This is a genomic window from Streptomyces corynorhini, from assembly GCF_003346515.1.
Classification (GTDB): Bacteria; Actinomycetota; Actinomycetes; order Streptomycetales; family Streptomycetaceae; genus Streptomyces; species Streptomyces corynorhini.
The window spans coordinates 225-12,066 of sequence record NZ_QQNA01000103.1; the positions used below are offsets into that span (position 1 = coordinate 225).

General features: G+C 73.3%; 13 protein-coding genes. 10 read left to right on the top strand and 3 right to left on the bottom strand.

Annotation, left to right across the window (positions count from 1 at the left end; all coding sequences use genetic code 11):
• From DVH02_RS14515 to DVH02_RS14525, 3 genes are all read left to right on the top strand, one after another.
• On the top strand, window positions 1-534 hold a 534-nt coding region (locus DVH02_RS14515), incomplete at its 5' end, for an ABC transporter permease (RefSeq protein ID WP_233518226.1).
• Complete coding sequence (locus tag DVH02_RS14520; protein WP_114624229.1) at window positions 531-1,202, top strand: ABC transporter permease; 672 nt, start codon at window positions 531-533, stop codon at window positions 1,200-1,202. The genes DVH02_RS14515 and DVH02_RS14520, both read left to right, overlap by 4 nt.
• Window positions 1,202-2,200, top strand: coding sequence for an ABC transporter substrate-binding protein (locus DVH02_RS14525; protein ID WP_114624284.1), 999 nt, complete (start codon window positions 1,202-1,204; stop codon window positions 2,198-2,200). The genes DVH02_RS14520 and DVH02_RS14525 overlap by 1 nt, the downstream gene beginning before the upstream one ends.
• A 100-nt stretch (window positions 2,201-2,300) precedes the next feature.
• Here the strand turns inward: DVH02_RS14525 and DVH02_RS14530 are convergent, their stop codons facing one another.
• Both DVH02_RS14530 and DVH02_RS14535 read right to left on the bottom strand, forming a co-directional pair.
• Complete coding sequence (locus DVH02_RS14530) at window positions 2,301-3,272, bottom strand: acetylxylan esterase (RefSeq protein ID WP_114624230.1); 972 nt, start codon at window positions 3,270-3,272, stop codon at window positions 2,301-2,303.
• A 124-nt stretch (window positions 3,273-3,396) separates the two neighbouring features.
• Window positions 3,397-4,575: an ABC transporter ATP-binding protein gene (locus DVH02_RS14535; RefSeq protein WP_114624231.1), complete on the bottom strand. Its 1,179-nt coding sequence runs from the start codon at window positions 4,573-4,575 to the stop codon at window positions 3,397-3,399.
• Window positions 4,576-4,771: 196 nt separating this feature from the next.
• On the opposite strand from DVH02_RS14535, the gene DVH02_RS14540 reads away from it, so the two are divergent.
• The 7 genes from DVH02_RS14540 (at window position 4,772) to DVH02_RS14570 (ending at window position 10,833) form a co-directional block, all read left to right on the top strand.
• Entirely contained in the window at window positions 4,772-6,070 is a 1,299-nt protein-coding gene (locus tag DVH02_RS14540; protein WP_114624285.1) for an alpha/beta fold hydrolase, read from the top strand.
• Window positions 6,071-6,212: 142 nt separating this feature from the next.
• Window positions 6,213-6,470 (top strand): DUF5133 domain-containing protein, encoded by a 258-nt coding sequence (locus DVH02_RS14545; protein WP_114624286.1) that lies wholly within the window; start codon window positions 6,213-6,215, stop codon window positions 6,468-6,470.
• A gap of 176 nt (window positions 6,471-6,646) precedes the next feature.
• Window positions 6,647-7,615, top strand: coding sequence for an NADPH:quinone oxidoreductase family protein (locus DVH02_RS14550; protein ID WP_114624232.1), 969 nt, complete (start codon window positions 6,647-6,649; stop codon window positions 7,613-7,615).
• Complete coding sequence (locus DVH02_RS14555) at window positions 7,612-8,799, top strand: acyl-CoA dehydrogenase family protein (RefSeq protein WP_114624233.1); 1,188 nt, start codon at window positions 7,612-7,614, stop codon at window positions 8,797-8,799. Before DVH02_RS14550 ends, DVH02_RS14555 begins: the two co-directional genes overlap by 4 nt.
• Window positions 8,796-9,890 (top strand): acyl-CoA dehydrogenase family protein, encoded by a 1,095-nt coding sequence (locus DVH02_RS14560; RefSeq protein WP_114624234.1) that lies wholly within the window; start codon window positions 8,796-8,798, stop codon window positions 9,888-9,890. Before DVH02_RS14555 ends, DVH02_RS14560 begins: the two co-directional genes overlap by 4 nt.
• Window positions 9,891-10,066: 176 nt before the next feature.
• On the top strand, window positions 10,067-10,261 hold the full coding sequence (locus DVH02_RS14565) for a hypothetical protein (protein WP_114624235.1): 195 nt from the start codon (window positions 10,067-10,069) through the stop codon (window positions 10,259-10,261).
• Between the two features lie 116 nt (window positions 10,262-10,377).
• On the top strand, window positions 10,378-10,833 hold the full coding sequence (locus tag DVH02_RS14570; protein WP_114624236.1) for a lamin tail domain-containing protein: 456 nt from the start codon (window positions 10,378-10,380) through the stop codon (window positions 10,831-10,833).
• A gap of 14 nt (window positions 10,834-10,847) precedes the next feature.
• Here DVH02_RS14570 and DVH02_RS14575 read toward each other — a convergent pair whose 3' ends face one another.
• On the bottom strand, window positions 10,848-11,831 hold the full coding sequence (locus DVH02_RS14575) for an XRE family transcriptional regulator (protein WP_114624237.1): 984 nt from the start codon (window positions 11,829-11,831) through the stop codon (window positions 10,848-10,850).
• Between the last annotated feature and the right edge of the window lie 11 nt (window positions 11,832-11,842).

An 11,842-nucleotide genomic window follows, 5' to 3' on the forward strand; every position in this document is an offset into this window, starting at 1 on the left:
CTGCCCCTCGCCCTCGCCGCCCGCCGCTGGCGGTGGGCCGCGGGGCCCGTGCTCGGCGCCACCACCGTGCTCTACACCGTCCCCTCCCTGGCGATGTTCTCCCTGCTCCTTCCGGTGTACGGACTCTCCGCCTCGCTGGTCGTCGCCGGACTCGTCCTGTATTCGCTCACCCTGCTCGTCCGCAACATCCTCGCGGGCCTGCGGGCCGTACCCGAGGAGACCCGGCAGGCCGCGCGCGGCCTGGGCTACGGCCCGCTGCGGCTGCTCCTCGCCGTCGAACTGCCGCTCGCGCTGCCCGCCGCCGTCGCGGGCCTGCGGATCGCGACCGTCTCCGCCGTCTCCCTCGTCACCGTCGGCGCGATCGTCGGGCACGGCGGACTCGGCAACCTCATCTACGCCGGGATGAACACCTACTTCAAGGCCCAGGTCCTCACCGCCTCCGCCCTGTGCGTCCTGATCGCCGTCGCCGCCGATCTGCTGCTGCTCGCCCTGCAACGGCTCCTCACCCCCTGGACCCGCGGGGCGGGCCCGTGAACACGCTCACCGCCGCCTGGTCCTGGCTCACCAGCGCCGCCCACTGGACGGGGCCCGACGGCATCGCGAACCGGCTCGGCGAACACCTCTTCCTCACCGTCGTCTGCCTCGCCCTCGGCTGCGCGCTCGCCCTGCCCGTCGCCCTCGTCCTCGGCCATCTCGGCAAGGGCGGCGCACTCGCCGTCAACGTCTCCAACGCGGGCCGGGCCGTCCCCACCTTCGCCGTCCTCGTGCTGCTGCTCCTCACCCCGGTCGGCGGACACGGCCAGTGGCCGACGGTCATCGCGCTCGTCCTGTTCTCCCTCCCGCCGCTGCTCACCAACGCCTATGCCGGCATGCGCGGCGTCGACCGGGACGTCGTGCGGGCGGCGCGCGGCATGGGGATGACCGGCGGTCAGCTGCTGTGGCGCGTCGAGGTACCGCTGGCCCTGCCGCTGATCCTGACCGGGGTACGGATCGCCGCCGTCCAACTGGTGGCGACCGCGACGCTCGCCGCGCTCGTCGGCGGCGGCGGACTCGGCCGGATCATCACCGCCGGATTCCATCTCGCCGACACCGCCCAGGTGATCGCGGGGGCGGTCCTGGTCGCCGTGTTCGCGCTGCTGGTGGAGGCGGTGTTCGCGCTGGTGGGGTGGGTCGCGCCGGGCCGGGTACGGGGCCGCGCCTGATGAGACCACCGCCCCCCACCCGGGCCCGTCCCCGCACGGCCGCCGGGCCGCGCACCGCCCTCGTCCCGGTCGCGGCGCTGCTGCTGAGCGCGGGCTGCGCCACCGGGCCGTCCCTGGAGAACCGGGGCGAGGTCACCGCGCCACCGGGCGACAGCCGACAGCTGACCATCGGCTCCGCCGGTTTCACCGAGAGCGATCTGCTCGCCAGGATGTACGCGCTCCTGCTGGACAGGGCCGGATACCGGACCACGGTCCTCTCGGTGACCAACCGCGAGATCTACGAGCCCGCGCTGGAGAGCGGCCAGATCGACGTCGTGCCCGAGTACGCGGCGACCTTCGCCGACTGGCTCGCGGCCAGGACCCGCGGCCCCGGCGCCGCCCCGGCGGGCTCACCCGATCTGCGGGCCACCATGGCGGCGCTGCGCCCGCTGGCCGCCGCGCGCGGACTGGCCGTCCTCGACCCCGGCCGCGCCGTCGACCGCAACGCCTTCGCCGTGGCCGCCTCCTACGCCCGCGAGCACCGGCTCAGGACCCTGAGCGACCTCGGCGCCTCCGGATTGCCGGTGCGGCTGGCGGCGGGCGACGAATGCGTCAAGCGCCCGTACTGCGCGCCGGGGCTGCGCCGGACCTACGGCATCGACATCACCGGCATCGACCCCAAGGGCGTCGGCACCACCCCGGCCAAACAGGCCGTGCGCGGTGGTCAGGACCAGATGGTCCTGACCACCACCACCGACGCCACACTCGACCGGTTCGGTCTGGTGCTCCTCGCCGACGACAAGCACCTCCAGAACGCGGACCACATCGTCCCCGTCGTCAACCGCGCACGGGCCGGCGGCGCGGGGATCGTCCGCGCGCTGGACCGGCTGAACACCGTGCTGACCACCGGGGATCTCGCCTCGCTGAACCAGCGGGTCGACAGCTGGCGCCGGCTGCCCGACGACGTCGCCCGGACATATCTGGAGGAGAAGGGGCTGATCCCGGCCGACCGGTCCTGAACGGGCCGGTCCTGAACGGGCCGGTCCTGAACGGGCCGCTCCTGGACGGGCCGCTCCTGGACGGGCCGCTCCCTGAACCGGGCCGGGGACCATGGCTCTGTCAGGGCGTCAGCCGGGCCGGGAACCAGGCCAGCTGGGCGGCCTCCTGGTACCGCTCGCCGCCCTCGTGGTCGTTGAAGTGGTACACCTCGATGGACTTGTCCTGGTGCGCGTAGGAGTTGAAGGCCGCGAAGACCGTCGACGGCGGGCAGGTCATGTCCTCCAGCGCCACGGAGAACAGCGCGGGCGCCCGCCCGCGCGCCGCGAAGTGCACCCCGTCGAAGTAGCTGAGGGTGCGCCAGGTCTGTTCCGTGCGGTTGCGGTACGTCTTCAGATAGTTGCCCACCTCGCGGTACGGAGTGCGGTCGGTGAACGTCGTGGCGCGCGGGAAGTCGCAGAGGAAGGGCACATCGGCGGCGACCGCCGACAGATCCGGCACCAGCCCGGCCACCGCGATGCTGATACCACCGCCCTGGCTCGCCCCGCGTACCGCCGTGCGCTCCGCGTCGACCAGCGGATGGGAACGGGCCGCCTCGACGGCGCGCACCGCGTCGGTGAACAGCCGCCGGTAGTAGTAGGTCTCGGGGTCCTCGACGCCCCGGGTCATGAAGCCGGGGAAGGAGGGCGCGCTGCCCACCGGGTCGGGGGTGTCGCCGCCGTTCCACCCGGCGCCCTGGCCCCGGGTGTCCATCACGAAGTGCGCGTACCCGGCTGAGCCCCAGAGCAGATGCGCGTGCGGCAGCCCGCGCCCGCCGCCGTACCCGAGGTACTCCACGATCACCGGCAGCGGCTCCCGCGTGTGCGCGGGCAGCACCAGCCAGCCCTTGACGGGGTGCCCGCCGAAACCGGCGAAGGTCACGTCGAGGACGTCCAGCCCCGTCAGCCCGGTGGAGACGGGCTCGAACCGGGCGTCGAGGTCGTGACCGCGCGCCTCTTCGAGGGTCTTGGCCCAGAACTGGTCGAAGTCGTCCGGCTCCACGGACGCGCTGCGGTAGGCGCGAAGCTTGTCGAGGGGCATATCGAACAGGGACATGAGGACCGCCTTTTCGAGAACCGGCCGGAGCGCGTCAGGACGCCCGGACGGTCACACCGTACGGCCGCGGGCAGCCCGGCAGAAGACCACGGCACCGCCGGACACGGCCGCGCGTCCGGCCCGCCTACGCGTCCGACACCGAATCGAAGTCGACCTCCGCGCGCCCCACGCCCTGCGCGTCCGCGTCGACCGAGCGGCGCAGCGCCTCGTGCAGCTTGGCCGGGGTCAGCACCCCCGCGAACCGGCTCCCGTCCAGCACCGCCACCCACCCCGCGTCGTGCTGGAGCATCTCGCTGAACGCCTGCTTCAACGGCGAGCCGAGCGGCACCCACGCCTCCATCCGGCGGGCCAGATCGCCCACCCGGGGCAGCGCGGCGCCCAGGGCCGACGGCGCCGCGTCGAGCGCCAGGGCCGAGACCCAGCCGTGGAGTTCGCCGTCGCCGTTCAGCACCACCGCCCAGCGGGCGCCCTCCGCCCGCATCCGGCGCGCCGCGTCCCCGGCCGGCTCCTCGGTCCTGGCGACCGGCGGCTCCTCCAGGTCGGCCCGCTCGACAGCGGTGACCGACAGCCGCTTCAAACCCCGGTCCGCGCCGACGAAGCGGGCCACGTACGCGGTGGCGGGGGTGCCGAGGACGGCGGCCGGGCTGTCGTACTGCTCGATGCGCCCCTGCCCGTACACGGCGATACGGTCTCCCATCCGTACCGCCTCCTCGATGTCGTGCGTCACCAGCAGCACCGTCTTGCGCACCGTCGCCTGGAGCGTCAGGAACTCGCTCTGGAGCCGCTCGCGCGCCACCGGGTCCACCGCGCCGAACGGCTCGTCCATCAGCAGCACCGGCGGATCGGCGGCCAGGGCGCGCGCCACCCCCACCCGCTGGCGCTGCCCGCCCGACAGCTGCGCCGGATAGCGCGGGCCGTACGTCGCCGGGTCGAGCCCCACCAGATCGAGCAGCTCCGCCGCCCGCGCCCGCGCCTTCGACCGCTTCCAGCCGACCAGGGCGGGCACGGTCGCCGTGTTGTCCAGGACCGTCCGGTGCGGGAACAGCCCCACCTGCTGGATGACATAGCCGATCCGGCGGCGCAGCTGGACCGGATCGACCCCGGATATGTCGCGCCCGTCGACGAGGACCCGGCCGGAGGTGGGCTCGATCAGCCGGTTCACCATCATCATGGTGGTCGTCTTGCCGCAGCCCGACGGCCCCACCAGCGTCACCAGCTCACCGGCGGCGACCTCGAAGGACAGCCCGTCCACAGCGGCCGTACCGTCCGGGTAGACCTTGCTCACCCGCTCGAACCGGATCATCACCTCACGCTAGGAGCCGCCCGCCCCGCGCGCACGCGGGCGGGACCGTCCGGGATCGCCGGGCCACTGAACGCGACCGGCGCGCCGTGCGTATCGCCCCCGGGACACGGGGCGGGCTCGGGCGGGCCCTGTCCGGTGTGCTGAACTGTCCGGCATGGGCCGCCCCCGCCCGGGGGCCTTCGAGAACGGGACCCCTTTGACCAGCTACCGCCATCCCGGCGTCGTCCTCACCGACCACAGCTTCACGGTCCCCCTCGATCACGGAGATCCGGCGGGGGAGCGGATCGAGCTGTACGCACGGGAGGCCGTCGCGAGCGCCCGGGTGGGCGAGAACCTGCCGTGGCTGATCTATCTGGAGGGCGGCCCCGGCTTCGGGGCACGCCGCTTCATCGGCCGGCAGGCGTGGCTGGGCCGGGCCCTCCAGGAGTTCCGGGTGCTCTTCCTCGATCAGCGGGGCACCGGGCTCTCCACCCCGGCCAACCGGCAGACCCTGCCGCTGCGCGGCGGCCCCCGGGAGCAGGCCGACCACCTCGCGCACCTGCGCGCCGACGCCATCGTGCGCGACTGCGAGACCATCCGGCCGCTGCTCACCGGCGGCGCGCCCTGGACCGTGCTGGGCCAGAGCTTCGGCGGCTTCTGCGCCACCCACTACCTGTCCGCCGCCCCCGAGGGGCTGGCCACCGTACTGATCACCGGCGGGCTGCCCTCGCTGGACGCCACACCCGACGAGGTCTACCGCGCCGCGTATCCGCGGATCGCCCGCAAGGTCGAGGCGCACTACGCCCGCTACCCCCAGGACATCGCGCGGGCCCGGCGGATCGCGCAGTACGCGGCGGAGCACCGGCCGGTGCTGCCGGGCGGATACATCCTGACCCCCGAGGCGTTCCAGTCGCTCGGCATCCTCCTCGGCGGCGGCGACGGCAGCCACCAGCTCAACCACCTGCTGGAGAACGCCTTCGTCCGCACGCCGAAGGGCCCGGTCCTCTCCGACGCCTTCCAGGAGAACGTGGCCTCCGTGCTCTCGTTCGCCGGACATCCGCTGTACGCGCTGCTCCACGAGGCGATCTACGCCCAGGAGGGCGGGCCGTCCGGCTGGGCCGCCGAGCGGGTGCGCGGCGAGTTCGCCCGGTTCGACGCGGACAAGACCCTGGCGGGCGAGGGGCCGCTGTACTTCACCGGCGAGTCCATCCACCCCTGGCACTTCGAGAGCGACCCCGCGCTGGTCCCGCTGCGCGAGACCGCGGAACTGCTCGCGGCCCGTACCGACTGGCCCGCCCTGTACGACCCGGCCCGGCTCGCCGCCAACGAGGTGCCGGTCGCCGCGGCCGTCTACCACGACGACATGTACGTGGACACGGAACACTCGCTGCGCACCGCTCGGGCGATCCGTGGGCTGCGCACCTGGGTGACCGACGAGTTCGAGCACGACGGGGTACGGGCCGGCGGCCCGCGCGTCCTGGACCGGCTGCTGGCGCTCGCGCGCGGCGAGGGCTGAGGCCCCCGCTCCCGGCGGGCGCCGGACCCGCTCGCCGCGCGGATGCCGGGCCGCGGGGGCACAATGGAGCCGTGGGGGCTGGTGCTCCGCTGTGCGCCGAGGCACGCGTGAGCGCACCCATTCCGAGCGGGAGGTGGTGGACATGCTGCTGCCGAACAGGCATCTGGTCGCCGATCTGCTGGCCCGGTACCGCGCCTGGGAGCGGCTCGTGCTCGCCGATCCACTGGACGAGACGGTACGGGGCCGGTTCGAGGACGTCGCCTACACCCTGTGCGTACTGATGGGGCAGCGCACCGCTCGCGAGGCGATCTGGCAGGCGGAGGCGTATCTGCGCCGGATCAGACCGGTGCCGATCTTCCCTGACGCCCCCAGGAGCGTGACGCCGGCCGGCCGCGACTGACCGGTCCGCACCGCACGGAGCCCGCGCGACCCGCGCGGGCTCCGCTGTTTCCGGGGCGGCCGGTTCCGGGGCGGCTGTTTTCACGGCGGCTGTTTCCGGGGCGGCGAAGCGGTATCCCGAGAGGCAAGCGACCGCTTAGTATGCGCGGTACTGTCCCTCGTGTGTGGAGGCCCCCAATGCAGGCATGGCGAGTGCACCGGAACGGCGAGCCGGGCGAGGTGATGCGGCTGGAGGAGGTGGAGCGGCCGGTCCCCGCCGAAGGACAGGTGCGGCTGCTGGTCAGGGCGGCGAACATCAACTTCCCGGACGCGCTGCTGTGCCGGGGCCAATATCAGGTCAGGCCGCCGCTGCCGTTCACCCCCGGCGTCGAGATCTGCGGCGAGACCGAGGACGGCAGGCGCGTCATCGCCACCCCCGCGCTGCCGTACGGCGGACTCGCCGACCACACCGTCGCCGACGCGGCGGGGCTGCTGCCCGCACCGGACGCGCTCGACGACGCCGAGGCCGCCGCCCTGCACGTCGGCTACCAGACCGGCTGGTTCGGGCTGCACCGCAGGGCACGCCTCCAGCCGGGCGAGACCCTGCTCGTCCACGCGGCGGCCGGCGGCGTCGGCAGCGCGGCCGTCCAGCTCGGGAAGGCCGCGGGAGCCACCGTCATCGGCGTCACCGGCGGCCCGGACAAGGCCGCGGTCGCCCGCGAACTGGGCTGCGACCTGGTCATCGACCGGCACGGCGACGACCTCGTCGCGGCCGTCAAGGAGGCCACCGGCGGCCGGGGCGCGGACGTCGTCTACGACCCGGTGGGCGGCGACGCCTACGCCAAGTCCGTGAAGTGCGTCGCCTTCGAGGGCCGGGTGGTGGTCGTGGGCTTCGCCAGCGGCGTCGTCCCCACCCCGGCCCTCAACCACGCGCTGGTGAAGAACTACACCATCATGGGCCTGCACTGGGGCCTGTACGTCGCCAAGGACCCGGCCTCGGTGGCCCGTTGTCACCAGGAGCTGACCGCACTCGCGGACCGGGGCGCCATCAGGCCGCTCATCGGGGAGCGGGTGGAGATGAAGGACGCGGCCGACGCCGTGCAGCGCGTCGCCGACGGCGCCACCACCGGCCGGTCCGTCGTCCTCCCGCAGGGGGTTCTGCGATGACCGACGCCACCGAACTGCGCACCCGCGTGGCCGGGTTGCTCGCCGCCCACCCGCCGTCCAGCACCGCGGAGGAGGACTTCCTGCGGGCCCGTTTCGACGCCGGACTGGCCTGGGTGCACTACCCGCCAGGACTCGGCGGACTCGACGCGCCGCGCGCGCTCCAGAGCGTCGTGGACGCCGACCTGGCGGCCGCGGGCGCCCCCGACAACGATCCCCGCCGCATCGGGATCGGCCTCGGCATGGCCGCGCCGACCATCCTGCGCTACGGCACCCGGGAACAGAGGGAGCGCTTCCTGCGGCCCCTGTGGGTCGGCGAGGAGGTGTGGTGCCAGCTGTTCAGCGAGCCGGGCGCGGGCTCCGACCTCGCGGCGCTGGCGACCCGCGCCGTACGGGAGGAGTCCTCGGGCGACTGGATCGTCGACGGCCAGAAGGTGTGGACCTCCGGCGCGCATCTCGCCCGCTGGGCCATCCTCATCGCCCGCACCGACCCCGCTCTGCCCAAGCACCGGGGCATCACCTACTTCCTGTGCGACATGACCGACCCCGGTGTCGAGGTGCGGCCGCTGCGCCAGCTCACCGGCGAGGCCGAGTTCAACGAGGTGTTCCTGACCGGGGTGCGCATCCCCGACGCACACCGCCTCGGCGGTGTCGGCGAGGGCTGGCAGGTCGCCCGTACGACCCTGATGAACGAGCGCGTCTCCATCGGCGGGGCCCGGCTCCCGCGCGAGGGCGGCATGATCGGCGCGGTCGCCCGCGTCTGGCGCGAGCGGCCGGAACTGCGCACCCACGCACTGCGCCAGCGCCTGCTCACCCTGTGGGTGGAGGCCGAGGTGGCACGGCTCACCGCCGAGCGGGTGGGCCAGCAGCTCGCCGCCGGACAGCCGGGCCCCGAAGGCAGCGGCCTGAAGCTCTCCTTCGCCCGGCTCAATCAGGAGATCAGCGGCCTGGAAGTGGAACTCCTCGCTGACGAGGGCCTGTTGTACTCCGACTGGACCATGCGCCGCCCCGAGCGTGTGGACATCACCGGCCGCGACGCCGGTTACCGCTATCTGCGCGCGAAGGGTAACTCGATCGAGGGCGGTACCAGCGAGGTACTGCTGAACATCGTCGCCGAACGCGTCCTCGGCCTGCCCCCGGAGCCGCGTGACGACAAGGACGTCGCCTGGAAGGACCTGGCCCGATGAGCACACCCCCCGATCTCCTCTACTCCGAGCCCGAGGACGACCTGCGCGCGGCGGTACGGGCGCTGCTCGCCGACCGCGCCGATCTCCCGGCCGCCCTCGCGCGCGCCGAGTCGGGCGACCCGTACGATCCCGCGCTGTGGACCTCGCTCACCGCCGGGATCGGCGCGGCCGGTCTGCTCGTACCGGAGAGCCTCGGCGGCCAGGGCGCGAGCCACCGTGAGGCGGCGGTGGTGCTGGAGGAGCTGGGCCGTGCCGTCACGGCCGCGCCCTACCTCACCAGTTCGGTGCTGGCCACCTCGGCGCTCCTGGCGTGCGACACCGACGACCCGGACGTCGCCGGGCTGCTCACCGCGCTCGCGCAGGGCCGCGGGGTCGCGGTGCTCGCGGTGCCGTTCGGCACCGCCCCGGACGCCCCGCTGCCCGTCGGCGCGGCGACGGTGCGCGGTGTGGCCGACGCCGTACGGGCCGATGTGCTGCTCGTCCCGCGTCAGGACGGGCTGTACGCCGTCGAGACGGCCTCGCCCGCCGTCACCGTCGAGCCGCTGACCCCGCTCGACCTGACCCGGCCGCTGGCCGCCGTCACCGTCGACCCCGGCGCCGGGCTGCGGATCGCCGCGGCGCCCGAAGCGGAGCGTGCCGTACGCGCGGGACTGCTGGCCGGGGCTGGCCTGCTCGCCTCTGAGCAGCTCGGGATCGCCGAGTGGTGTCTGGAGGAGAGCGTCCGGCACACCAAGGAGCGGTACCAGTTCAACCGTCCCGTCGGATCCTTCCAGGCGCTCAAGCACCGCATGGCACAGCTGTGGCTGGAGGTGGTCTCGGCCCGCGCCGCCGCCCGCGCGGCGGCCGACGCGCTGGCCACCGGGGATCCCGGCGCCCCGCTCGCGGTCGCGCTCGCCCAGGCGTACTGCGGCCCGGTCGCGGTCCACGCGGCCGAGGAGTGCGTCCAGCTGCACGCCGGGATCGGCATGACCTGGGAGCACCCCGCGCACCTCGCCCTCAAGCGCGCCAAGTCGGCTGCCACCGCGCTCGGTTCGACCGGCCGTCACCAGGAGGCGCTGGCCGCCCTCGTCGACCTGCCCGCCCCCGGATAGCGTCCCGCGCCGGGCGGCCCGCCGCGTGCGGGCCCCACCCGTACGGCCCGCACGCACGCCCGCCCCCGACCCGAACCACCCGTACGGCGGACACGCCAGTCGGCCGTACGGACCGTCTCCTCCGCCACACTGGCGGCCGAATGCCGCGCACAACGGTGCGGCGGAGGAGGTTGTCCGTGGCCATTTCCATCTCAGTGCTGCTGCTTCTGGTGATTCTCGCGGTGGTCTTCCTGCGCAGCGGCGGGCTCAAGCTCTCGCACGCGCTGGTCTGTATCCTGCTCGGGTTCTTCCTCGCGGGTACGAGCATGGCGCCGTCCATCGCCAACGGCATCTCCGCGACGGCCGGTGTCGTCAGCAGTCTCAACCCCTGATGTCCGCTCATGTCCGTGTTCCGCGAAGAGCGCCCGCCGGGGCATGCGATATCCCTATTATGTGCGTCTGCCGAGCTGCCATTGGGGGGTGCTCGGCCTGAACATGGGGATTGCGTATGCGTCACACCCGCACACTCGCCGCCGCCGCCGTCGCGGCGGCCTTCGCCGGTCCTGCCCTGCTGCCCGCGCAGGCACAGGCCGCCGCGGGCTCGGTCCACCTGCACAAGATCTACTACAACAGCCCGGGACCGGACAACCGCTCCAACGCCAGCCTCAACGGTGAGTGGGTACAGATCAGGAACACCACGTCGAAGGCCGTGAGCCTCAAGGGCTGGACGCTGACCGACGCCTCGAGGCACACCTACACCTTCGGGAGCTACCGCCTCGGCAAGGGCAAGACGGTGACCGTACGCACCGGCAAGGGCAAGGACACGGCGGTCAACCGCTACCAGAACCGCGGCGCCTACGTGTGGAACAACGACAAGGACACCGCGACGCTGCGCAAGGCGTCCGGCGCCAAGGCCGACACCTGCTCGTACAACAACCCGAAGGCCGACTTCAAGAACTGCTGACCGGCCGGACGGCGTCAGGCCCCGTCGGCTCCCGGCCACTCCCAGGAGATGCCGTGGATGCCGGCGGGGCATCTGCCCGCCGCCGCGTGCACCGTGTGCGAGGCGTCCAGGACCACGCGGTGGTTGTAGCTCTTCCGCGCTCCTGAGCGCTCGCGGTAGTAGCGGTGGCCGACCACCGGAAGTGCCGCCGGGTGGAAATAGACATGCAGCAGATATTCGCGCAGCCGCACGCGGGTACGCCGTTCGTAATGGTCGTCGCGGCCGTCACCCGGGTCGACGGAGATGGTGTAGTCGATGACCGCTGTCTCGTTCTTCGCCAGCTTGCTGCCGAATTCGATTTCGGTGACGACGGTGCTCACTTCGGGCAGAAAGCGGACCTGGCCCTGGATTCCGCAGCGCACGGTGGTGCGCACCGCGCGCGCCCCGCTGTCGAAGGTGTGCACGGCGGTCAGCCGGTCGGCGCCGTCGCGGGTGGCGCGCAGCACCTGCTGGATCGCGATGGCGCTCAGGCGCCGGTTCTCGTCGATCGTGACGGTCTCACGGATGCTCAGGGTGCCGATGTCCTCGTTGAGCGAGCCGAAGTCGTCGCCGAGTATCTGCTCCGCCAGCGAGTTCTCCCCGAACACCCGGTGCGAGGTGCGCAGATCGTGCGCCTGTGACGCCACACGCCCCCGGGGCCGGTAGGGGCCGATCAGGGAGCGGAGCGTGCCGGTCGGCAGCGCGAGGATCTCCTCCAGCGCGTCGACGGCGCGCAGTGATCCGGCCCGTTCCGGCTCGCTGCGTCCGCGCTGCCAGTAGCTGAGGGTGGTCAGGCTGATCCGTATGCCCTGCTCCGCGAGGCGGTTGCGCACACGGTCCAGGGACAGCCCGCGGGCCTTGACGGCCTGCTGGAAGACCAGGGCGAAGGTGGCGTCCGAGGGCGGTGCGCCGGCCGGGCCGCCGGGTGGCGGGACGGCGCTGTCCCGGCTGCTCTCCTGGTGCACGGGGTGCTGGTGCACGGGTACTCCTC

What these genes read in the sequence shown, in the direction of transcription:
- DVH02_RS14525 (WP_114624284.1), top strand. Translation starts at nt 1,202, where the DNA reads ATGAGACCACCGCCCCCCACCCGGGCCCGTCCCCGCACGGCCGCCGGG.
- DVH02_RS14530 (WP_114624230.1), bottom strand. Translation starts at nt 3,272, where the DNA reads ATGTCCCTGTTCGATATGCCCCTCGACAAGCTTCGCGCCTACCGCAGC.
- DVH02_RS14535 (WP_114624231.1), bottom strand. Translation starts at nt 4,575, where the DNA reads ATGATCCGGTTCGAGCGGGTGAGCAAGGTCTACCCGGACGGTACGGCC.
- DVH02_RS14545 (WP_114624286.1), top strand. Translation starts at nt 6,213, where the DNA reads ATGCTGCTGCCGAACAGGCATCTGGTCGCCGATCTGCTGGCCCGGTAC.
- DVH02_RS14550 (WP_114624232.1), top strand. Translation starts at nt 6,647, where the DNA reads ATGCAGGCATGGCGAGTGCACCGGAACGGCGAGCCGGGCGAGGTGATG.
- DVH02_RS14555 (WP_114624233.1), top strand. Translation starts at nt 7,612, where the DNA reads ATGACCGACGCCACCGAACTGCGCACCCGCGTGGCCGGGTTGCTCGCC.
- DVH02_RS14560 (WP_114624234.1), top strand. Translation starts at nt 8,796, where the DNA reads ATGAGCACACCCCCCGATCTCCTCTACTCCGAGCCCGAGGACGACCTG.
- DVH02_RS14570 (WP_114624236.1), top strand. Translation starts at nt 10,378, where the DNA reads ATGCGTCACACCCGCACACTCGCCGCCGCCGCCGTCGCGGCGGCCTTC.